Source organism: Bacteroides difficilis, assembly GCF_048319815.1.
GTDB lineage: Bacteria > Bacteroidota > Bacteroidia > Bacteroidales > Bacteroidaceae > Bacteroides > Bacteroides zhangwenhongii.
The window spans coordinates 323,625-347,299 of sequence record NZ_CP182814.1 but is presented as its reverse complement, the minus strand read 5'-3'; the positions used below and the strand labels follow the sequence as shown (position 1 = coordinate 347,299).

General features: G+C 44.2%; 13 protein-coding genes. 11 read left to right on the top strand and 2 right to left on the bottom strand.

The features are described 5' to 3' along the window. Nucleotides 1–13: 13 nt before the first annotated feature. Nucleotides 14–1,942 carry a RagB/SusD family nutrient uptake outer membrane protein gene (locus ACNOGP_RS01420; protein WP_143867580.1) on the top strand — a complete coding sequence of 643 codons (1,929 nt, stop codon included), beginning with the start codon at nt 14–16 and terminating at the stop codon, nt 1,940–1,942. Between the two features lie 35 nt (nt 1,943–1,977). Continuing rightward, nucleotides 1,978–3,540: a LamG-like jellyroll fold domain-containing protein gene (locus ACNOGP_RS01415; RefSeq protein ID WP_418213897.1), complete on the top strand. Its 1,563-nt coding sequence runs from the start codon at nt 1,978–1,980 to the stop codon at nt 3,538–3,540. A gap of 122 nt (nt 3,541–3,662) precedes the next feature. Here ACNOGP_RS01415 and ACNOGP_RS01410 read toward each other — a convergent pair whose 3' ends face one another. Together ACNOGP_RS01410 and ACNOGP_RS01405 are read right to left on the bottom strand one after the other, a co-directional pair. Further along, a complete protein-coding gene (locus tag ACNOGP_RS01410) occupies nt 3,663–3,932 on the bottom strand; it encodes a hypothetical protein (RefSeq protein WP_418213896.1) in 270 nt (89 codons plus the stop codon). 287 nt (nt 3,933–4,219) lie between these two features. Further along, nucleotides 4,220–5,563, bottom strand: coding sequence for a sigma-54-dependent transcriptional regulator (locus ACNOGP_RS01405; RefSeq protein ID WP_195533148.1), 1,344 nt, complete (start codon nt 5,561–5,563; stop codon nt 4,220–4,222). An 87-nt stretch (nt 5,564–5,650) separates the two neighbouring features. On the opposite strand from ACNOGP_RS01405, the gene ACNOGP_RS01400 reads away from it, so the two are divergent. The 9 genes from ACNOGP_RS01400 to ACNOGP_RS01360 all read left to right on the top strand — a co-directional run bounded on the left by ACNOGP_RS01400 (nt 5,651) and on the right by ACNOGP_RS01360 (nt 23,542). Then, complete coding sequence (locus tag ACNOGP_RS01400) at nt 5,651–6,490, top strand: peptidylprolyl isomerase (RefSeq protein WP_007764021.1); 840 nt, start codon at nt 5,651–5,653, stop codon at nt 6,488–6,490. Nucleotides 6,491–6,495: 5 nt separating this feature from the next. Continuing rightward, nucleotides 6,496–7,728, top strand: coding sequence for a M16 family metallopeptidase (locus ACNOGP_RS01395; protein ID WP_186966569.1), 1,233 nt, complete (start codon nt 6,496–6,498; stop codon nt 7,726–7,728). Next, nucleotides 7,725–9,077, top strand: coding sequence for an MATE family efflux transporter (locus ACNOGP_RS01390; protein WP_418213895.1), 1,353 nt, complete (start codon nt 7,725–7,727; stop codon nt 9,075–9,077). Before ACNOGP_RS01395 ends, ACNOGP_RS01390 begins: the two co-directional genes overlap by 4 nt. A gap of 19 nt (nt 9,078–9,096) precedes the next feature. Then, a complete protein-coding gene (locus ACNOGP_RS01385; protein WP_418213894.1) occupies nt 9,097–11,424 on the top strand; it encodes an ATP-binding protein in 2,328 nt (775 codons plus the stop codon). 42 nt (nt 11,425–11,466) lie between these two features. Continuing rightward, complete coding sequence (locus ACNOGP_RS01380) at nt 11,467–15,978, top strand: translocation/assembly module TamB domain-containing protein (protein ID WP_195475848.1); 4,512 nt, start codon at nt 11,467–11,469, stop codon at nt 15,976–15,978. Between the two features lie 2 nt (nt 15,979–15,980). After that, entirely contained in the window at nt 15,981–18,317 is a 2,337-nt protein-coding gene (locus ACNOGP_RS01375; RefSeq protein ID WP_186966571.1) for a BamA/TamA family outer membrane protein, read from the top strand. A gap of 128 nt (nt 18,318–18,445) precedes the next feature. Beyond that, nucleotides 18,446–19,357: a nucleotidyltransferase family protein gene (locus ACNOGP_RS01370; protein ID WP_007755846.1), complete on the top strand. Its 912-nt coding sequence runs from the start codon at nt 18,446–18,448 to the stop codon at nt 19,355–19,357. Nucleotides 19,358–19,498: 141 nt separating this feature from the next. After that, on the top strand, nt 19,499–21,457 hold the full coding sequence (gene abc-f / locus ACNOGP_RS01365; RefSeq protein ID WP_418213893.1) for a ribosomal protection-like ABC-F family protein: 1,959 nt from the start codon (nt 19,499–19,501) through the stop codon (nt 21,455–21,457). 48 nt (nt 21,458–21,505) lie between these two features. Next, nucleotides 21,506–23,542 (top strand): M13 family metallopeptidase, encoded by a 2,037-nt coding sequence (locus tag ACNOGP_RS01360; RefSeq protein ID WP_418213892.1) that lies wholly within the window; start codon nt 21,506–21,508, stop codon nt 23,540–23,542. The last annotated feature ends 133 nt before the right edge of the window (nt 23,543–23,675 follow it).

Here is a 23,675-nt window from a genome sequence, read left to right as displayed (position 1 = left end):
ATAAGATAGAAATATGAAAAAGTTATATAGATATTCAACAATCGTGTTCTCAGTCCTGTCATTGTCTCTCACTTCGTGCAGTGACTACCTGGACCGTGACGACGATGATAACATAACAGAAGCGGACGTATTTGCCCGTTACGAAAAAGTGAACGGACTAGTTTCCGATGTATATGCGGCTGCAAAGAAAGCAGACCGTCCGCTGGTATTCTTCGAACACTTCAGCAACAGTGCCATTACGGACGAATGTGAAGGAACCAATGTAGAAGGAAACATTACGAATAACTTCAATAACGGTGCCTGGAATCCGAATTCTTTACCCGGTAGCGTAGGGCAATATTGGGAGGCTCTTTATGAAGGCATCCGTAAGGCGAACCTGATTATAGAAAATGTGGAGAAATACAATACTCCCGACAATCCTCAGCAAGATGGTGACTTGCGCAACCGCATCGGAGAGATGTATTTTATGCGTGGCTATTTTCACATGTTGTTGATGCGTATGTATGGAGAAGCTCCTTATATTGATTATGTGGTTCATGCGGGAGATAATATGGACTTTAAGAAAGAATCGGTTCATGCGATGGTAGAAAAGATTGTGGCGGATGCACAGACTGCTTATAGCATGGTGCCTAATAAATATGTGAAAACTTCCGAGAACTTTGGTCGTGTAGATAAAGGTGCTTGTCTGGGGTTGATTGCTTTTGTCCGGTGGGTTGCCGCTACTCCATTGTGGAACGGTGCTTCTCAGTATGGATATAATCTGCGCCGTGTATTTGAGAATGAATATGCGTATGATATCAATCGTTGGAGAAGGGCGAAAGAAGCCGCTAAGGCTGTTATGGATTTTGAGGTTGGTGGAACAAAGCGTTATTCTCTCTATACCAAACATGATGCGAATGATTTTAAAGACCCTGCTGACGGTAATCTGAATGATAGCCGTGTATATGCCCGTTTGTGGGATATGTTCTATGATATGGACGCGTTTGCTAATGAGTATGTATTCTTTATGACGAAAAGTAAGGATCAAGCTTGGCAGGGCGATATCTATCCACCTAGCCGTGAAGGTAGCTCACGTCAGCAGCCCGTGCAGGAACAAGTGGACGAATATGAATATATTGTAGGTGATTATGGTTATCCGGTCTATTCAGCGGAAGCCCGCAAGGGTGGCTATGATGATGCGAACCCATATGTGAAAGGAACTCGTGACCCGCGTTTCTACCGTGATATTATTTATCACGGTGCTCCTTACCGTAATAACAATAATGAGTCGAAGATAATTAATACTGCTAGTGGTTCCGATAAGATTGGGGCAACCAATGCGACTACTACAGGGTATTATTTGCGTAAGTTCCAGCAAGAGTCTTGGAATAAGTCGGGTAACTTCAGTATCAATGCGCCTGCTATCTGGCGTCTGCCTGAGTTTATCTATATTTATGCAGAGGCTTGCAATGAGTTGGGAGAAGATATAGATGAGGCTTATAAACAGGTGAATATAGTTCGTGAACGTTCATTCATGAAACCGATGCCGCCGGAAGTGAAGACTAATCAGCGTTTGATGCGTGAATATATTCAGCGTGAACGCCGTGTGGAACTCTTTTATGAGGGAAAACGGCCTTGGACCTGTCGTTTGTATTTGGAACCGACCAGTAAGGAGGAACTGGCAAAAGAAAGTCTTTGGAAGTCCAGCGCAAGTGATAATTCAAAACGCACACAGAAGTATTGGGCTGCCAATAACGGTGCATTGCCTCGTTGCCAGCGAATGATTAACGGTATGCGTCCGGTGCAAGATGAGAATGGTGCAATTTCTGTTGGCGGTGTGAAATACAGGATGGAACGTTTCTGTGTGGAAGAACGTGTTTTCTCTATTCAGCATTATTTATTCCCTATTCGTCAGAGTGAATTACAGAAGACACCGTCTATTGAGCAAAATCCCGGATGGTAAACGATAGGAATGTATAACTTAAAAAAGAAAATCAGATGAAACGAATCTATACATATATGTGTCTGTTGCTTTTGTCCGTATGCTCGTTTGCCGTTGCAGGATGTGACGACGATGATGATAACGGTGTTGCTAAAGACTTGATAGAGGTGATAGTAAATAAACCGGTGGTACGTATCGGTCAGAATGAAGAAGTCAAGGTGAATATAGTGGTGGGAAATGGAGACTATACAGTGAGAAGCTTTAACAGTGCGATTGCGACTGCTGCGGTTTCTGGCGAACAGATTATAATAAAAAGTGGTTCGCAGAACGGAGCAACTACTGTGGAGGTGATGGATGGTGAAGGAGTGACTACTGATATTTCTGTCAATGTAGGTGTATTTGAGTTGGAGGTGAATGAATCTCAAGTTACGTTGGAGGTTGGGGATAAAAAGCAATTGATTGTCAGTATGGGAAATTTTTCCAGTAATGATGAACTCTCCTGTCCTGTGGAAGATGAAACTATTGTTAGCATAGTGAATACCGATGTATTCCGTCCTTTCTATACCTTGACAGGGTTGAAGAGTGGGCATACAACGGTGACTTTCACAGATCATAAAGGGAAGCAGGCAATAGTTCAGGTGACTGTGAATCCTATTTCTATTGATGTTTCCAACCTGACCCCAAGAGTCGGAGTGAATAATAAAGTAATGATTACCGTAGAAAAAGGAAATGGTGGTTATACTCTGACTGCTGAGGATGAGACGATTGTAGATATACAGCAATTGGATGACACTCATTTCAATTTAGTAGGTAAGAAAGCAGGGGTTACTACAATACTAGTCAAAGATGCGGCAGAACAGGAGTTGAGCTTGACTGTAACGGTTGTACAGGCAGATAAAGTGGCATACTTGGGCAGTGGTAACTACTTTAAAGTACCATTTGAATATAATGGTGTGGTAGATGAATCATTAAAGAACTTGAATGCGATAACATTTGAAGCTCGTTTTAATATCGAGTCTTTGAATGGAGATGGGGATGCGCAAATTAATACAATAATGGGGATAGAGAAAATTTTCCTATTGCGTGTAGATATCCATAAAGGTGTTAAAAATGAAGAACGCTTCCTTCAGTTATCAGCAGATGATAAAGGCGGTATCCGTTATGAAGGTTCAACGAAGATAGAAACCAATCAATGGTATGATGTTGCTGTAGTATTGGACGGCAGCAAGAGTGGTAGCGAGCGAATTGCATTGTATGTGAACGGTGTCAAGGAAACTCTCCAACTTTCGAATGGTGAACCGAATAATTTGAAAGATATCAATCTTACTTCTAACTTCTTTATTGGTCAATCTGATGGTAAACGTCGGTTGAATGGTTCTATCAGCTATGCCCGCATTTGGACAGCAGCTTTGTCCGGTGAACAAGTTGCCGGGCAGAGTGGCAAAATCCTGAGTGAAAATAAAGAGGGATTGGTTGCCAACTGGTTGTTCAATAATGGAAACGGTAATACGAAAACGTTTGTTTCTCTTGCAGAAAAGAGTTTTGAAGCGGAAGCTGCCAAAGTTGTTTCGACTTGGAAACCGGATCCTATATTAGAAGAGACTTCTCCGACAGAATGATAGTGAAAAGATAGGATAATAAAAAAGCCATCCCCGGAATAGACGAAGTAGGGATGGCTTTTTTTTGTTGTAGTGTGCTTACTATTCTTCGGCAGACTATGTCCTGCTTGCTGTTGGAAAGGTTATTCCTTGACAGGCTCAGCCGGTTTGTCTTTGGTTGCAGTATCTGCGACTGCTACATCATTGACAAATGCGGTTGATGCACTCAGTTCTGCTTTGGCAGGTTCGTTTTTCTTGGTTACAGTATCTTTTGCTACTGTGTCATTAACGATAACTGCTGCATTAACTTCTGTCTGGGCTGTCACAGCTTTCTCAGAGTTCTGGGCCTTGATAAGGAATGAACCACCACAAACAAACATAAACATTGCTACTACTAATACTAATTTTTTCATAATCGTTTGTTTTAAGACTGTTAGATATATGTTTTCAATTCTCTCTCTTGTGTTAAGGAATTGGTTGTTGCTTTAAACACTGTCCTCTAATAAAGATCAAAGGGTGTGCCAAAAGAAAAGATATATTCGTAAATATTTGATAATTAGATGTGTAATAGCCGATTGATGACTGCTTCTGTGTGGAATTTACTGAGGATTGTGTGGAAAATGTGGCGGAGAGTGTAGAACTATTCCACACTCTCCGCTTTAAAATTTTCTTCTTGTGTGATTGACAAGAATTGTGGTTACTATAAATCTATATTATATAGCTTCAGCTTATTATATAAAGTCTTCCGGTCGATATCCAACAATTGCGCAGCTTTGCTTTTGTTGTTTCCTGTTTGACGCAATGCTTCCAGAATATGCTCTTTTTCAGTCTCCTCGTTGCGAAGGGCCATATTTGTAGTATTAAATGAGGGAGCCTCCAATAACTCTGTCCCGAGTTCTGCCAATGTGATAAAACTGCCTTGCGCCAATAACGTCGCTCTTTTAACGATGTTCTTCATCTGCCGCAGATTACCCGGCCAATGATAACTTTGTAAAGCCTGCGAAGCTTTCGGATCAAAACCGATCAGATGTTTATCCAGCTCTTTGTTTGCCTGATCGAGGAAGAAGTTGGCAAAAAGCAAAATATCCTCTTTCCGCTCTTTCAAGTCAGGCATTCGTAGGGTAAATTCGTTGATACGATGATAGAGGTCCTCACGGAATGTCCCCTTTTCGATGGCTTGCTCTAGATTCTCGTTCGTTGCGGATATCAAACGAATATCTACCGAAATTTCCTGTGTAGAGCCGACCGGACGTATCTTTCTCTCTTGCAAAGCACGGAGCAATTGTATCTGTACTTCATAACTGAGATTTCCGATTTCATCTAAAAAGATAGTACCGCCGTTGGCTGCGACGAAAGCGCCTGTCTTGTCCGTCAACGCTCCTGTAAAGGAACCTTTCACATGACCGAAAAATTCGGAAGCTGCCAATTCTTTGGGGATGGAACCGCAATCTACGGCAATGAACGGTTTATTGTTCCGCTTGCTGAGTTGGTGGATGCGGTGTGCTACATATTCCTTTCCCGTTCCGCTCGAACCATTGATAAGAACGGACATATTAGTCGGAGCTACCAGACCTACATAATTATAAAGTTGTTTGGCGGCGTCACTCTCTCCTTCCAGATAAGAGTGCTGCCCTTCGTCTGTAGCTTTTGAAGTAGCTTGCGATGAGGAAACTTGTGATGGAGAATCTTGTAAAGCTTCAGATATCTTCTTCAGTAATTCTTCCGGATTCACGGGTTTGGCAATATAATCCCGTGCCCCGAGTTTCATTGCCAGTACGGCGGACTGGATATCCGCATAACCAGTCATAATAATCAGAGGAATGGCTTTTCCCTGTTCATTCATCCATTTCAGTAAATCGATGCCTTCATGATCGGGCAACCGCAGATCTGATAATATCAAATCTACAGTTTGGCTTTCGATATGCTTCCGGGCACGTGCAATGGTACTTACTGATGATACTTCAAATCCTTTTTTGCCTAGCCAGGTTTTGAGCATCATTCCAAAAGTTATATCATCTTCAACGATCAATATGGATCTCATCATGTCAGGTTTTGATTCTTTTAAGTCACAAAGGTAAGAGGATTTAGGCGAAAGTGGTATATTTGCAAACTTAAATTAAATAAAAGCGTTATGAAAAAGATTGTATTGATATTATTAACCATATCGTTTTGCGGACTTACCGCCTGCAAGACCGGAACTAAAAAAGGAGAAGACATGGATAAAGAAACATTGGTAAAGATTGAGACAACTGCGGGAGACATCAAAGTGAAGTTGTATAATGAGACTCCCAAGCATCGTGATAATTTTATTAAATTGGTGAAAGACGGAATGTATGAAGGTACACTGTTTCACCGCGTTATCAAAGATTTTATGATTCAGGCGGGTGACCCGGATTCGAAGAATGCTCCGAAGGGCAAGATGTTGGGTGCCGGTGATGTAGGTTACACCATTCCGGCTGAATTTGTATATCCGAAATTCTTCCATAAGAAAGGCGCTCTCTCGGCAGCCCGTCAAGGAGATAATGTGAACCCGAAGAAAGAGTCTTCCGGCTGTCAGTTCTATATCGTGACAGGAAAAGTTTATAATGATTCTACGTTGTTAAGTATGGAGAGCCAGATGAATGAGAATAAGATTAATGTTATTTTCAATACATTGGCGCAGAAGCACATGAAAGAAATTTATAAGATGCGGAAAGCAAACGATGAAAACGGGCTTTATGACTTGCAGGAAAAACTGTTTGCAGAAGCACAGGAGATGGCTGCCAAGCAACCGGAATTTCATTTCACTCCGGAGCAGATTGAAGCATATACTACGGTAGGTGGTACCCCGCATCTGGATGGTGAGTATACCGTATTCGGCGAAGTAGTGGAAGGGATGGATGTAGTAGACAAAATCCAGCAGGTAAAAACCGACCGTAGCGACCGTCCCGAAGAAGATGTGAAGATAATAAAAGCGACCATACTTGACTAAATGATATGAAAATCAACAGGCATATTCTTGACAATGGGTTGCGTCTGGTGCATTCGCAGGATGAAAGTACGCAGATGGTAGCTCTTAATATATTATATAAGGTGGGAGCTCGTGATGAGCATCCCGAACATACCGGTTTCGCGCATTTGTTTGAACATTTGATGTTCGGCGGATCGGTCAACATCCCCGATTATGATATGCCGCTCCAATTGGCGGGTGGGGAGAATAATGCCTGGACGAATAATGATATTACCAACTATTACCTCACTGTTCCCCGCCAGAATGTGGAAACCGGCTTTTGGCTGGAATCAGACCGTATGTTGAGTCTTGATTTCAGCGAACGGAGTCTGGAAGTGCAGCGAGGGGTGGTAATGGAGGAATTTAAGCAACGTTGCCTGAATCAGCCTTATGGAGATGTAGGACATCTCCTGAGGCCATTGGCTTACCGGTCGCACCCTTACCAATGGCCTACCATCGGTAAGGAACTGTCACATATCGCCAATGCAACGTTGGAAGAGGTGAAAGCATTCTTTTTCCGATTTTATGCTCCGAATAATGCGATACTGGCTGTCACCGGCAACATCTCTTTCGAGGAGGCGGTGACACTGACGGAGAAATGGTTCGGTCCTATTCCCCGTCGGGAGGTTCCTCAACGGAACTTACCGCAGGAACCGGAACAGACGGAAGAACGACGATTAACGGTAGAGCGGAATGTTCCTCTTGATGCGTTGTTCATGGGGTATCATATGTGTGACCATCATCACCCTGATTACTATGCCTTTGATATCCTTTCGGATATATTAAGCAACGGGCGTTCCAGTCGCCTGAACCAGCGTCTCGTACAAGAAAGGCAGTTATTCTCAAGTATTGACGCTTATATATCCGGCAGTGTAGATGCGGGTTTGTTCCATATTGCCGGAAAGCCGTCGGCAGGCGTGGCACTGGAACAGGCGGAAGCTGCCGTTCGCGAAGAATTGGATCGCCTGCAACAGGAACTTGTCAGTGAACAGGAGTTGGAAAAAGTAAAGAACAAATTTGAGTCTACTCAAATATTCGGTAATATCAATTATTTGAATGTGGCGACTAACCTTGCCTGGTTCGAATTGCTCGGACGGGCGGAAGGCATGGAACGGGAGGTGGAACGTTATCGCTCTGTCACTGCGGAACAGTTGCAGGCTGTAGCCCAATCGGCTTTCCGGCGGGAGAACGGGGTTATACTCTATTATAAAAGTAAATGAGAAATATTTATAGAACATACAGAGAGCATTACAAGGCGTTATTCTATCTTGGACTTCCTATTGTCATCGGACAGATAGGAGTGATCATACTTGGATTCGCAGATACGTTGATGATTGGTCACCATAGCACGATAGAGTTGGGTGCGGCTTCTTTCGTGAATAATGTGTTTAATCTGGCTATTATTTTCAGTACGGGATTCTCGTACGGGTTGACACCTATCGTGGGAGGGCTGTATGGAACCCACCAATTTGCCCCTGCCGGACAGGCGTTGCGCAATAGTTTGCTGGCCAATCTGATGGTTGCGTTTCTGCTGACTATATGTATGACGCTGTTATTCCTGAATATAGAGCGTCTTGGTCAACCGGAGGAATTGATTCCTCTGATTAAACCTTATTATCTGGTTTTACTTGCTTCTTTGGTGTTTGTTATGCTTTTCAATGGCTTCAAGCAATTTACGGATGGAATTACAGATACTAAAACAGCCATGTGGATCTTGCTTGGCGGAAATGTATTGAACATCATCGGAAACTATATTCTGATTTATGGAAAGCTCGGCTTTCCTGAATTGGGATTGTTGGGAGCAGGTATCAGTACTCTGTTTTCACGTATAGTGATGGTCGTTGTCTTTGTAATCATTTTTATGCGTAGTCCGCGCTTCATTCGTTATAAGGTCGGCTTTTTCCGTTTGGGATGGTCGCGTGCTGTTTTTAGCCGTTTGAACGGATTAGGATGGCCGGTTGCCTTTCAGATGGGAATGGAGACGGCTTCCTTCAGTCTGAGTGCCATCATGATTGGCTGGTTGGGAACGATTGCGTTGGCTTCCCATCAAGTCATGTTGGCAATTTCACAATTTACTTTTATGATGTACTACGGGATGGGAGCTGCCGTTGCTGTCCGGGTCAGTAACTTCAATGGTCAGGATGATATGGTGAATGTGCGTCGTTCCGCCTATGCCGGTTTCCATCTGATGATGGCATTGGGTGTCGTGTTGTCTTTCATTGTTTTTCTTTGTCGGAATTATCTGGGAGGTTGGTTTACCGACAGTTCTGAAGTTGCCGCTATGGTTACTTCGTTAATATTTCCTTTCCTTGTCTACCAGTTTGGCGACGGCTTGCAGATCACTTTTGCCAACGCCTTGCGTGGAATTGCGGACGTCAAGCTGATGATGGTCATCGCTTTTATCGCTTATTTCATTATCTCGTTGCCCGTAGGCTATTTTTGCGGTTTCGTGATGGGATGGGGTGTTGTAGGCGTATGGATGGCGTTCCCTTTTGGACTGACAAGTGCAGGGTTGATGCTTTGGTGGCGTTTCCACTACATGACGAAACAGCCTGCCCTCCGGCAATAACTTGTAATTCGTTGTTCCTATGGCTTCCTACCGTTCTACAAAACTCAAAATAACCATTGGTTACACTTTGCTACTGGCTATTCTTCTTTTCTCGTTGGTGTTTGTGCATCGTGAGATGGAAGCATTATCGGCTGCGGACAACCAGCAGAATTTGCGTACGGATAGCTTGTTGGCCCTTCTCCATGAGAAAGACCGGAATACAATTCAAATGTTACGAGTGTTGAGCGAAGCGAACGATAGCCTTCTTTCTGCATCGGAGATTGAGGAAATTATTTCCGAACAGGATTCCGTCATTACCCACCAACGAGTACAACATCGTGTCATAACCAAACGCGATTCTCTGCTGACTGCTCCGAAGAAGAAAGGTTTCTTCAAGAGGTTAGCGGAAGTATTTGTCCCTTCTAAACAGGATAGTGCCGTACTTGTCAACACTTCTTTGGAAGTAGCTACGGATACGATTCTGGAACCTGCCACTTCTAAGGATTCCTTACAGCAAAAGATCCGTATGGCTACGGAGGAAAAACGTATGCAACGGAAAAAGACCATCCGGCGTACCAGTACGAAGTATCAGCGGATGAATACGCAGTTGACTGCAAGAATGGATAGCTTGATAAAGGGGTATGAGGAAGAAATGACCCAGCGTGCACTCCTGGATGCGGAGCAGCAACAAGCAGTAAGGATGCGTTCGGCACGCACTATTTCGGGAATCGCTATTGGTGCGGTGTTTCTGTCTGCCTTTTTCTTGATATTGATCATACGCGATATATCTCGGAGCAACCGCTATCGTCGACAACTGGAGGAAGCCAACAAGCGGGCGGAGGATTTGCTTGTCGCCCGTGAAAAGTTAATGCTTGCCATTACTCATGACTTTAAAGCACCGTTGGGCTCTATTATGGGGTATACCGAACTGCTATCCCGGTTGACTCGAGATGAACGGCAGCGTTTCTATCTTGAAAATATGAAGAGTTCTTCGGAACATCTCTTGAAGTTAGTCAGTGACCTGCTCGATTTTCATCGGCTCGACCTTAATAAAGCGGAGGTGAATCGCGTCACCTTTAATCCTTCGCAGCTATTTGATGAAATTTATATTAGTTTTGAGCCTTTGACTGCCGCTAAAGGATTGACTTTACAAAGTAATGTCGCTTCCGATTTGAATGGGAGATTTATTAGTGACCCTTTGCGTCTCCGTCAGATTGTGAACAACCTTTTATCCAATGCCGTTAAGTTCACTCAAAAAGGTAAGATAACATTGACGGCTACATACGACTCTTCAAAGTTGACAATAGCCATTGCAGATACCGGAAAAGGGATGGCTCCGTCAGACCGCGAACGCATCTTTCAGGAGTTTACCCGTTTGTCCGGTGCACAAGGTGAAGAGGGGTTCGGGCTCGGATTGTCCATCGTGAAGAAACTGGTAACTTTACTCGAAGGAGAAATTGATGTGCAAAGCACGCCGGGAGAAGGAAGTTGCTTTACGGTGACTCTTCCTCTTTATCCGGTGGGGAAATCGGTAGCGGAGGGTGAACTCTCGGAAAGTGATAAAGGGGAATCTATCCAAGAGCCAGCTACCATTCTTCCGATGAAGGTGATCCGTGTTCTTTTGATTGATGACGATAAAATCCAACTCAGCTTGACGGCAGCTATGCTGAAACAGCACGGCATTGATGCTGTTTGTTGCGAGCAATTGGAGGAACTTATAGAACAACTGCGCACTTCTGTTTTTGATGTATTACTGACCGATATACAAATGCCGGCCATCAATGGTTTTGATTTGGTGAAACTACTTCGCGCTTCCAATATTCCGCAGGCAAAAACGATCCCCGTGATTGCTGTTACTGCCCGTAGTGAGATGGATAAGGCTGCGTTGAACGAACATGGATTTGCCGGATGTCTGCATAAACCATTTACGGTAAAGGAATTGTTGCAGACGATCAATGAAGGACAATTGGCTGCGGATGAGGCGCATATCACAGAAGATATGGGAAGTGGATTGATGAATTTCTCCGCATTGACAGCCTATTCGGAGGACGACCCGGAGGCGGCGTGTTCCATTATTGAGACTTTCATCGAAGAGACTGGGAAAAATGTTGACCGGATGCAACAAGCCTTAGACAATGAAGATACGGACGGGATAGCTGCTATGGCTCATAAACTTCTTCCGCTTTTCACACTGATTGGCGCATCCGAAACAATTGCTCCTTTAAAATATTTGGAAAGTTGTCGTGGAGAGATGTTCGTTGACGAGATAAAGCAAACAACGCTTACAGTGCTGGCAATGGTTCCGCATATAATTAGTGAGGCAAAAGAGTATCTTTCTTATCGTTATCCAAACCTTTTCTCAAAATAAATTGTTTACTTTGTGTCTTCAATTTACACTGACACGCTTTGCATGAAACGAAAATGGATACGATGGGTAAGCTGGATATTGCTTACTCCAATAATACTCTTTGTAATACTGATGGTATTACTTTATATTCCTCCCGTACAAAATCTTTTACGCCGGGAAGTAACCGCATACGCTTCTGAAGCAACCGGTATGCAGATTCAGGTGGAACGGATTGACCTTCGTTTTCCGCTCAATCTGTTAGTTCGTGGTGTAGAAGTCATTCAACAGCCGGATACTTTGTTGTCTTTAGAGAGCTTGAATGTGCGGGTGCAGGCGTGGCCACTTATCAAAGGAAAAGTAGAAGTCGATGAAGTTACACTAAATCAGGTTGCAGTCAATTCCGCAGGTCTGATAGAGGGAATGAAGATAAAAGGTGTCTTGGGGCGTTTCTTTCTGCAGAGTCATGGGGTGGATTTATCCAATGAAATAGCGATTATTAATCAGGTCGATTTATCAGACACCCATGTCCAATTGGTAATGAACGACACCACGACCGCTCCTAAAGACACGACCGCTTCCGCTCCTGTTAATTGGAAAGTAGACCTTCATCAGTTGAATTTGGAAAATGTGTCATTCAGTATGCAGCTTCCGGCTGATTCCATGCGTATGGCAGCCCACATCGGCGAAGCGTCTGTAAATGATGCGCAAGCAGATCTGAAGAATCAGTTTTATAGCTTGAAACAATTCCTGTTGTCGGGAGGCTCTGCCAATTATGATACCGGAGCTGCTAAACCGGTCGAAGGCTTCGATGCTTCTCATATTGCGGTCCGTGATATCCGGATCGGTTTGGACTCCTTATTATATAAAGGTAGGGATATGAATGCCGTGCTCCGTGAATTTTCAATGAATGAACGTTCGGGACTGAGCATTACCTCGTTGGCGGGCAGGGCTTATTCTAATGATTCAATTATCAGTGTTCCGGGCTTAAAGCTGCAGACTCCTCATTCTGAAATCGATTTGTCTGCCCATACGTATTGGGAACTTGTCAACATCCCTACTACGGGACGTTTGTCCGCCAATCTCAACGCATACATCGGTAAAGAGGATGTTATGCTGTTTACGGGTGGGCTGCCGGATAGTTTCAAAGAAGCCTATCCTTTCCGTCCTCTTGTTATTCGTGCGGGTACGGACGGTAATCTGAAAGAGATGCAGATTTCGCGCTTTACGGTAGATTTGCCGGGAGCATTTTCTTTAGAGGGCGGTGGGCTTCTTGAAAATCTGGCGGACAGTATCACGCGCTCGGGAACGGTCGGGTTGAAGATGACCACCCAGAATCTGAACTTCCTGACTGCTTTGTCCGGTGAGGCTCCCAATGGGACTATTGTAATTCCCGATAGTATGGATCTGGTTACGAAGATTGATATAAACGGTCCTGCATATAAGGCCAATTTGAAACTGAGAGAAGGACAGGGTACTATGGATATGGACGCGGCATTGAATATGCTCACTGAGGTCTACAAGGCAGATTTGAAAATAAACAACCTTCAACTGCATAATTTCCTACCGAAAGATTCAATTTATGAACTTTCACTTTCGGCTGATGCTGAAGGGCGAGGACTGGATGTGATGTCCTATCGTTCTTTTGCCAAATTGAATCTGTCGTTAGATCAGCTTCATTATGCCCAATATCATCTCTCGAATGTTGATTTGACTGGAGCTTTGAAAGGGGCATTGGTAACAGCCCGTCTGACCAGTGACAATGCTTTGCTGAAGATGACGACTGAGGCCGAATATAACTTGGCACACAGTTATCCCGATGGAAAAGTGACAATGGATGTCACTCAATTGGATTTGCATGAGTTGGGATTAATGCCGCAGCCGATGAAGCATCCGCTTGCTTTTAACTTTTCTGCGGAAGCCCGCCAGAATCGGGTGTTTACCCATTTGGTGTCCGGAGATATGAAACTCAACTTGAGTGCACGCTCCGGAGTGGAACCGTTGATTCGGCAGTCTACTCATTTTGTGGATGTGCTGATGAGACAAATTGATGAAAAAGCATTGGATCATGCCGAATTGCGTGAAGCTTTGCCGACTGCTATACTCTCTTTCTCTGCAGGAAAAGAGAATCCGTTAGCCTATTTCCTGGCTACCCAGAACATATCCTATCAGGATGCATCCATGAAGTTCGGAACCGCTCCGGACTGGGGTATTAATGGTAAGGCAGCCATTCATACATTGAAGGTCGATACTTTGCAACTGGATACCATATTCTTTACTGTCAAGCAAGATACTACCTCCATGAAGCTGCGTGCCGGAGTGATTAACGGACCGAAGAATCCGCAGTTCTCTTTCTCGACTGCTATTACGGGAGAAATTCGTGACCGGGATGCGGAGTTGCTGGTCGATTATAAAAACGAAAAAGGAGAAACAGGCGTACTGTTGGGTGTCAATGCCCGTCCTTTATTTGAAGGACACGGAAAAGGCAACGGTATTGCTTTTACCTTAATCCCGGAAAACCCGATTATCGCTTTCCAGAAATTCCATTTCAATGAGAAGCATAACTGGATCTATCTGCATAAGAATATGCGTGTATATGCCAATGTGGATATGTGGGATGATGAAGGGATGGGTTTCCGTATTCATTCCGTTCCGGGAGATACCGTGTCTTTACAGAATATCGATGTTGAAATCCGGAGAATCCGTTTGGCGGAGCTTAGCAGTGTACTTCCCTATTTCCCGGAGATAACCGGACTGTTCTCTGCGGAAGCTCATTATGTACAGACGGAAAAGGACCTTCAACTGTCTGCGGAGTTGTCTATCGATGAGTTGACATACGAACGGCAACGTATTGGAGATGTTACGCTAGGGGCTACATGGCTACCGGGCGAGCAGGGAAAGCAGTATCTGAATGCGTACTTGAATCACGACCAAGTGGAAGTATTGCTGGCGGATGGTAAGTTGATACCTACCGGGACGGGGAAAGACAGCTTGGAGGTGAATACGGAACTGGAGCATTTCCCGCTTCGGGTAGCTAATGTGTTTGTTCCCGATCAGATGGTCACTTTATCGGGCGATTTGGATGGTAATCTGAAAATAACGGGCAGCACCGAACAACCTCTGATTAACGGAGAACTGTCATTGGATAGTGTAGCTGTTCTTTCCCGACAGTATGGTGCTCGTTTTATGTTCGATAATCGTCCGGTGCAGATAAATAATAACCGTCTGTTATTTGATAAATTTGCAATTTACACTACATCGAAAAATCCGTTTACGATTGATGGCTATGTAGATTTCCGCGATATGAGTCGTCCGATGGCAAATCTGAATATGCTTGCGCAGAATTATACGCTTCTGGATGCTAAGCGTACCCGTGAAAGTTTGGTTTATGGAAAGGTATTTGCCGATTTCCGTGCAACAGTAAAGGGACCTTTGGATGGATTGAATATGCGGGGAAACATCAGTCTGCTGGGTAATACCGATGTTTCGTATATACTGACAGACTCACCGTTGACAGTACAGGATCGTCTGGGTAGTTTGGTCACTTTTACTTCGTTTAGCGATACTACTACCGTTGTCCGTCAGGAAGTGCCGACAGTTTCTTTAGGTGGTCTGGACATGGTTATGATGGTACATATTGATCCTTCCGTCCGTTTGAAAGTAGATTTGGATGCGAGCAATGACAATCGTATCGAACTGGAAGGGGGAGGTGACCTTTCCATGAAATATACTCCGCAGGGTGACTTGACCCTGACAGGACGTTATACCTTGAGCGGTGGTTTGATGAAATATGCTTTGCCGGTGATTGCAGCCAAAGAGTTTGCCATAGATAACGGCAGTTACGTAGAATGGACAGGCAATCCGATGGACCCGATGTTGAACTTTAAGGCGACCGACCGTATACGCGCTTCCGTATCCGAAGGAGAGAATGGTGGAACACGTACGGTTAATTTCGATGTTTCCATTGTAATCAAGAACCGGTTGGATAATCTTTCGTTTGCATTTGATGTGTCGGCTCCCGAAGACGCGACCATACAAAATGAACTTACGGCTATGGGAGCGGAAGAACGCGGCAAACAGGCACTTTATATCATGGTGATGAAAACCTATCTCGGTACCGGACCGATTGGCGGTGGAGGTGGTGGAGTAGGCAAGCTGAATATGGGGTCTGCCTTGAACTCCGTATTGAGTAGTCAGATTAACTCGTTGATGGGCAATTTGAAGAATGCAAGTGTCTCGGTGGGTATCGAAGATCATGATCTTTCAGATACCGGTGGTAAGCGTACGGATTACAGCTTCCGTTACTCGCAACGTCTCTTCAATAACCGGTTCCAGATCGTTATTGGCGGTAAGGTCTCTACGGGTGAGAATGCGACGAATAATGCCGAGTCATTCATCGACAATATCTCTTTGGAATACCGTCTGGATAGGACAGGAACCCGCTATGTCCGTCTGTTCTACGATAAGAACTATGAGAGCGTGCTCGAAGGCGAGATTACGGAGACCGGAGTCGGTCTGGTACTTCGCAAGAAACTGGATAAACTCAGTGAACTGTTCATCTTTAAGAAAAAGAAGTAAGAATGAAAGGAATATATAGTAACATATTAGTAGGCTGTCTGATTGGTATCATGTTGTTTTCGGGGTGTTCGGTGACGAAGCATTTGCCCGAAGGCGAAATACTCTATACAGGGAATAAAACGGTTATTCAGAATAAATCGAACACTTCGGTAGGTCAGACGGCATTGACCGAGATAGAAGCGGCGCTTGACAAGGCTCCGAGTACGAAGATTCTGTTTCTGCCCATTCCTTTTAAAATGTGGATGTACAATGATTTTGTGAAGTACAAGAAAGGATTCGGGAAATGGATGTTCAACCGTTTTGCAGCCAATCCTCCTGTTTTTATTTCTACTGTCAATCCGGAGGTGCGCATCAAAGTCGCCACCAATCTGTTGCATGATTATGGCTATTTCAATGGAAAAGTAACTTACGAAACATTGGCGGATAAGAAGGATAGCTTGAAAGCCGGTATTCTTTACACGGTGGATATGAAGAATCCCTATTTCATAGATACGGTGTATTATGAGCGTTTCACTCCGCAGACATTGCGGATTATGGAGCGGGGACGCAGGTATTCCTATATAAGTCCCGGTGAACAATTCAATGTTGTGGACCTGGATGACGAGCGTACACGTATCAGTACGTTGTTGCGTAATCGGGGATACTTCTATTTCCGTCCCGACTATATGACTTATCAGGCGGATACCACCTTAGTGCCCGGTGGGCATATCAGCCTCCGGCTGATTCCCGTACCCGGTTTGCCTGCTGCCGCGCAACGTCCTTATTATGTAGGCAATGGTTCTGTTTACCTGTTTGGAAAGAATGGAGAAGCTCCGAATGACAGCATGATGTATAAGAACCTGAATATTCACTATTATAAGAAGTTGCAGGTTCGTCCTAATATGCTTTATCGTTGGTTGAATTATCAACAGTTTGTACGTAATGCACAGATGCGTGCTTCCAATCGTACTAGGCTTTACAGTCAATACAGGCAAGAGCAGGTTCAGGAAAAGTTAAGCCAGTTGGGTATATTCAGCTATTTGGATATACAATATGCTCCTAAGGACACGACAGCAGTTTGTGATACGCTGAATGTGAGTGTACAAGCCACTTTTGCCAAGCCACTGGATGCCGAGTTGGAGTTGAACGTAGTAACTAAGAGCAACGATCAGACCGGTCCTGGTGCTGCTTTTGGTGTTACCCGTAACAACGTTTTCGGTGGTGGAGAAAGCTGGAATGTAAAGCTTAAAGGCTCTTATGAGTGGCAGACTGGAGGTGGAGAGAAAAGTTCTTTGATGAACAGTTGGGAGATGGGACTTTCCACATCACTGACTTTTCCCAGAGTTGTGTTCCCACGTTGGGGCAAAATGGAATTTGACTTTCCGGCAACCACAACTTTCCGGTTGTATATCGATCAGTTGAACCGTGCGAGATATTATAAATTGTTGTCATTCGGTGGAAATGCGACATATGATTTCCAGCCGACACGTACAAGCCGTCATAGTATCACTCCTTTCAAATTGACATTCAACGTCCTGCAACATCAGTCGGAAGAGTTTAAGGAGATCGCTCAGGAGAATCCGGCATTGTATATCAGTTTGAAAGACCAGTTTATTCCTGCTATGGAATACACGTATACGTATGACAATGCTTCGACGCGGAGAATAAAGAATCCTATCTGGTGGCAATCTACAGTGACTTCTGCCGGAAATCTGACCTCAGTGATCTATCGTGCTTTCGGTCAGCCTTTTAATAAAGAAGATAAACGATTGCTGAATGTTCCTTTTGCACAATTCGTGAAGTTAAATACGGAATTCCGTCATTTATGGAATATTGATAAGAATAACAGAATTGCGTCCCGTGTGGCATTGGGAGCACTCTTCTCTTATGGAAATGCCACGATAGCTCCTTATAGCGAACAGTTTTATGTCGGAGGTGCTAACAGTATCCGTGCTTTTACGGTGCGTAGTATAGGCCCCGGTGGATATCATCCGGCGGAAAGTCGTTATTCTTACCTCGATCAGACAGGTACGTTCCGCTTTGAGGCAAATGTGGAATATCGTTTCCGTATTTATAAAAGTATTTGGGGAGCCACTTTCCTGGATGCGGGAAATGTCTGGCTGATGCGTAAAGATGAGGCTCGTCCGAATTCACAACTCGAACTGAAGACTTTCCCGAAACAGATTGCTTTGGGTACAGGTGTCGGTTTCCGTTATGATATGGATATTCTTGTGTTCCGTCTCGATTTCGGTGTACCTTTGCATCTGCCTTACGATACGGATAGAAGTGGGTATTACAATGTTACCGGAGCCTTTATGAAAAATTTGGGAATACATTTTGCTATCGGTTATCCCTTCTAATGAATGATTTTTGTACGATTTTGGTAAATAATGATTGATATTTGTCCTGTCGGATTCAACTATTTTTGTACTTTTGCAACGAAATCTGATGCCGTTGACATCACTAACCTTTTAATATTACACAATTTATGAAACCAACTTTATTCTTATTGGCAGCCGGTATGGGCAGCCGCTATGGAGGCTTGAAACAATTGGACGGTCTGGGTCCTAATGGCGAAACTATTATGGATTATTCAATCTATGACGCTATCAATGCCGGATTCGGCAAGCTTGTATTTGTAATCCGCAAAGACTTTGAACAGGATTTCCGTGAGAAAATTATTTCCAAATATGAAGGCCATATTCCTTGCGAACTTGTATTCCAAGCATTGGATGCTCTTCCCGAAGGTTTTACTTGTCCGGCAGACCGTACAAAACCCTGGGGTACTAACCATGCGGTAATGATGGGTGCCGATGTGATTAAAGAACCGTTTGCTGTAATTAACTGTGATGACTTCTATGGTCGCGATTCTTTCCAGGTGATGGGTAAATATTTGGCTGCTCTTCCCGAAGGTTCGAAGAATGTTTATTCAATGGTAGGCTTCCGCGTAGGAAATACCTTGAGTGAAAGCGGTACGGTATCTCGTGGAATCTGTAGCACAGATGCGAAAGGATTGCTGACTTCTGTTGTAGAACGTACGAAGATTCAACGCTTGGACGGTGAAGTGAAATATATCGATGATAATGGTGAATGGACTGCTACCCCCGACACAACTCCGGTAAGTATGAATTTCTGGGGCTTCACTCCAGATTACTTCGCTTACAGCGAGGAGTTCTTTAAAACTTTCCTGAGCGATCCGAAGAACATGGAAAATCTGAAGAGCGAATTCTTTATTCCATTAATGGTGGATAAATTGATTAATGACGGAACCGCTACTGTTGAAGTGTTGGATACTACCAGCAAATGGTTCGGTGTTACTTATCCGGAAGATCGCCAGAGCGTAGTAGACAAGATTCAGGCATTGGTAGATGCCGGTGAATATCCTGCTAAATTGTTCTAAAGAGGGACTTAGATTAAGATAGGAAGCAGTCATTCGTTCGGAATGGCTGCTTTTTTGTTTTTGATAACGGATGATACTGACATTTATACAATAATTATTCATTATCTTTGCAGTCCAAAATCTTATAAATCAGAGACAGAAGTGATTTCAGTAGAAAGATTATCAGTAGAATTTAATGCGACACCCCTTTTTGAGGATGTCAGTTATGTTATCAATAAGAAAGACCGCATTGCGTTAGTCGGCAAGAATGGTGCGGGCAAATCGACCATGTTGAAGATATTGGCAGGTTTACAATCGCCGACACATGGAGTTGTAGCTACTCCGAAAGATGTAACTATCGGATATTTGCCTCAGGTCATGATTCTTTCCGACAACCGGACGGTGATGGGAGAAGCGGAACAGGCATTCGAACATATTTTTGAACTTCAGGCGAAGTTGGAACGAATGAATCAGGAGCTGGCTGAACGGACAGACTATGATTCGGAAGAATACCATCAGTTGATAGACCGTTTCACGCATGAGAACGACCGCTTCCTGATGATGGGGGGCACGAACTATCAGGCGGAAATCGAACGGACACTTCTCGGACTGGGATTCAGCCGTGAGGATTTTGATCGTCCTACTTCAGAGTTTTCCGGTGGTTGGCGTATGCGTATCGAATTGGCAAAATTGTTGTTGCGCCGTCCGGATGTGCTGCTGCTCGACGAGCCGACCAATCATCTTGATATCGAAAGTATCCAATGGCTGGAAAATTTTCTGGCAACTCGTGCCAATGCTGTCGTACTAGTCAGCCACGACCGCGCTTTCTTGAACAACGTAACCACACGTACTATCGAAATTACCTGTGGGCAGATTTATGATTACAAAGTGAAGTATGACGAATTTGTTGTCTTGCGTAAGGAACGTCGCGAACAGCAGCTCCGCGCTTACGAGAATCAACAGAAACAGATACAGGATACGGAAGATTTCATTGAACGCTTCCGTTATAAAGCAACTAAAGCCGTGCAGGTACAAAGCCGCATCAAGCAATTGGAAAAGATAGAGCGTATCGAAGTGGATGAAGAAGACAACTCCTCGCTTCGCTTGAAATTTCCTCCTGCCAGCCGTAGCGGAAACTATCCGGTGATTTGCGAAGACGTGCGCAAAGCGTATGGTAATCATGTTGTTTTTCATGATGTAAACCTCACTATCAATCGGGGAGAGAAAGTAGCTTTTGTCGGTAAGAACGGTGAAGGTAAATCTACATTGGTGAAATGTATAATGGGTGAGATTGACTTTGACGGCAAACTGACCATCGGTCATAATGTTCAGATTGGTTATTTTGCACAGAATCAGGCACAGATGTTGGATGAGAATCTGACGGTGTTTGATACCATAGACCGGGTAGCAACGGGAGATATCCGTTTGAAGATACGGGATATTTTGGGTGCCTTCATGTTTGGCGGCGAAGCTTCGGACAAGAAAGTCAAAGTCCTTTCCGGTGGAGAACGTACCCGATTGGCAATGATCAAACTTCTTCTTGAACCTGTAAACTTCCTGATTCTTGACGAACCGACCAATCACTTGGATATGCGTTCAAAGGATGTGTTGAAAGAAGCGATCCGTGAATTTGACGGCACAGTCATTCTTGTCAGTCACGACCGTGATTTTTTGGACGGACTTGCGACTAAAGTATATGAGTTCGGTGGAGGAGTGGTGAAAGAGCATCTCGGAGGTATTTATGAATTTCTGCAAAAGAAAAAGATAGATAGCCTGAATGAACTTCAAAAAGGTGTCGGATTGTCTGTTTCTCCTACGGCAACAGCCAAAGGAAATGGGGAACAGGAAGCCGTGCAACCTTCGGAGAACAAACTTTCTTATGAGGCACAGAAAGAGTTGAATAAGAAGATTAAGAAACTCGAACGTCAGGTAGCGGACTGTGAAGCCTCGATAGAAGAGACGGAAGCCGCGATTGCCATTGTTGAAGAGAAGATGGCGACTCCGGAAGGGGCTTCGGATATGCAGCTATATGAACGCCATCAGAAACTGAAACAACAGTTGGACACAATCGTTGAAGAGTGGGAACGGGTGTCGATGGAACTGGAAGAAGTGAAAGGCTAGGGCCTTCCTTCGCATAACATGATAATTCTATAATATATTATATTAAGTATGAAAGTAACCAAGTATTTACCAATTCTTGCGGTATGCCTTATGACAACAGGATGTAACAGTAAGAAAGAGGCCGTACTGACGTCCGGTATCGACCTTGCTAATCTGGATACCACGGCTGTGCCGGGTACAAGTTTTTATCAATATGCGTGTGGCGGTTGGGTGAAAGATCACCCGTTGACTGACGAATATTCCCGTTTCGGAACATTCGATATGTTGCGTGAGAACAGCCGTGAACAATTGAAATCCCTGATTGCCGAACTGGCCGCAAAGACGGACAATGCTCCGGGAAGCGCCGCTCAGAAAGTTGGCGACCTTTACAATATCGCAATGGACAGTGTGAAGTTGAACCAGGAGGGAGTAGCTCCGATTAAAGACGAATTGGCCGCTATCGATGCGCTGAAAGACAAGAACGAAATCTACGCATACATTGCCGAAAGTCAGAAGAAAGGTATACGGCCTTACTTTACGATGTTTGTCGGTGCGGATGATATGAATAGTTCGATGAATATAGTACAGACCTATCAGGGTGGTATCGGAATGGGACAACGCGATTATTATCTGGAAGAAGACGAACAGACTACCAACATCCGTAACAAATATCAGGAACACATCGCCAAGATGTTCCGGTTGGCAGGTTATGATGAGGCTACTGCACAGAAAGCGGTAAAAGCTGTAATGAACATTGAAACCCGTCTGGCTAAAGCGGCCCGTTCACAAGTGGGATTGCGTGATCCTCATGCCAATTATAATAAGATGGACATGGCAACGTTGAAAAAGAACATCCCGACTTTCGACTGGGATACTTATTTCGCTGTTTCAGGTTTGAAAGACCTGAAGGAAGTGAACATAGGTCAGCCTGCCGCTATGAAAGAAGTTGCCGATGTGATTAACACTGTATCATTGGACGATCAGAAATTGTACTTGCAATGGAGCTTGATAGATGCTGCCGCTTCATATCTTAGCGATGACTTTGAAGCTCAGAACTTCGATTTTTATAGTAGGACGATGTCCGGTAAGAAAGAAATGCAGCCTCGTTGGAAGCGTTCGGTAAGTACGGTAGACGCTGTTCTCGGTGAAGTGGTAGGACAGATGTATGTAGAAAAATACTTTCCGGCTGCTGCAAAAGAGCGTATGGTTACCTTAGTGAAGAATCTGCAAACTTCTTTGGGCGAACGTATCAAGGCGCTGGAATGGATGAGCGAACCGACTAAGGTGAAAGCATTGGAGAAACTGGATGCTTTTCATGTAAAGATCGGTTATCCGGACAAGTGGAAAGATTATTCGGCTTTGGAGATTAAGAATGATTCTTATTGGGCGAATATCGAGCGTGCCAGTCAATGGGATTACAATGAAATGATTGCCAAAGCCGGTCAGCCGGTAGATAAGGATGAATGGTTGATGACACCGCAGACTGTTAATGCTTATTACAATCCTACTACCAATGAGATCTGCTTCCCTGCAGCTATCCTGCAGCCGCCATTTTTCGATATGAACGCCGATGATGCAATGAATTACGGTGCTATCGGAGTCGTTATCGGGCATGAGATGACACATGGATTCGACGATCAGGGACGTCAATATGACAAAGATGGAAACCTGAAAGAGTGGTGGACGGAAGAGGATGCTGAAAAGTTCAAGGAACGTGCCCAAGTAATGGTGAACTTCTTTGACAGTATTGAAGTAGCTCCCGGTGTGCATGCCAACGGTCAGTTGACTTTGGGTGAAAATATTGCCGATCATGGCGGTCTGCAAGTTTCTTTCCAGGCTTTCAAGAACGCGACAGCTAATGCACCGCTTGAAATAGTAGACGGATTTACTCCCGAACAACGTTTCTTCCTTGCTTATGCTAATGTATGGGCAGGAAATATCCGTCCGGAAGAAATTCTCCGATTGACAAAACTCGATCCTCACTCATTAGGCAAGTGGCGTGTAGACGGTGCACTTCCTCATATTGGAAACTGGTACGAAGCATTCAATATTACTGAGCAGGATCCTATGTTCGTGGCTAAAGACAAACGGGTATCCATTTGGTAATAGTTTTTGAACAAAAATATACTTTGCGAAGAAGCGTTGATTTTCTGTTTGGGAGAGTCAACGCTTTTTTTTATTAATTCACACCTTATTTATTACGTACGATAAACAATATTTCGTAACTTTGCACACCAAA

Bases quoted from the DNA above. Each gene is read 5' to 3' on its own strand.
- ACNOGP_RS01420 (WP_143867580.1), top strand. From the start codon at position 14: ATGAAAAAGTTATATAGATATTCAACAATCGTGTTCTCAGTCCTGTCA.
- ACNOGP_RS01415 (WP_418213897.1), top strand. From the start codon at position 1,978: ATGAAACGAATCTATACATATATGTGTCTGTTGCTTTTGTCCGTATGC.
- ACNOGP_RS01410 (WP_418213896.1), bottom strand. From the start codon at position 3,932: ATGAAAAAATTAGTATTAGTAGTAGCAATGTTTATGTTTGTTTGTGGT.
- ACNOGP_RS01405 (WP_195533148.1), bottom strand. From the start codon at position 5,563: ATGATGAGATCCATATTGATCGTTGAAGATGATATAACTTTTGGAATG.
- ACNOGP_RS01400 (WP_007764021.1), top strand. From the start codon at position 5,651: ATGAAAAAGATTGTATTGATATTATTAACCATATCGTTTTGCGGACTT.
- ACNOGP_RS01395 (WP_186966569.1), top strand. From the start codon at position 6,496: ATGAAAATCAACAGGCATATTCTTGACAATGGGTTGCGTCTGGTGCAT.
- ACNOGP_RS01390 (WP_418213895.1), top strand. From the start codon at position 7,725: ATGAGAAATATTTATAGAACATACAGAGAGCATTACAAGGCGTTATTC.
- ACNOGP_RS01385 (WP_418213894.1), top strand. From the start codon at position 9,097: ATGGCTTCCTACCGTTCTACAAAACTCAAAATAACCATTGGTTACACT.
- ACNOGP_RS01380 (WP_195475848.1), top strand. From the start codon at position 11,467: ATGAAACGAAAATGGATACGATGGGTAAGCTGGATATTGCTTACTCCA.
- ACNOGP_RS01375 (WP_186966571.1), top strand. From the start codon at position 15,981: ATGAAAGGAATATATAGTAACATATTAGTAGGCTGTCTGATTGGTATC.
- ACNOGP_RS01370 (WP_007755846.1), top strand. From the start codon at position 18,446: ATGAAACCAACTTTATTCTTATTGGCAGCCGGTATGGGCAGCCGCTAT.
- ACNOGP_RS01360 (WP_418213892.1), top strand. From the start codon at position 21,506: ATGAAAGTAACCAAGTATTTACCAATTCTTGCGGTATGCCTTATGACA.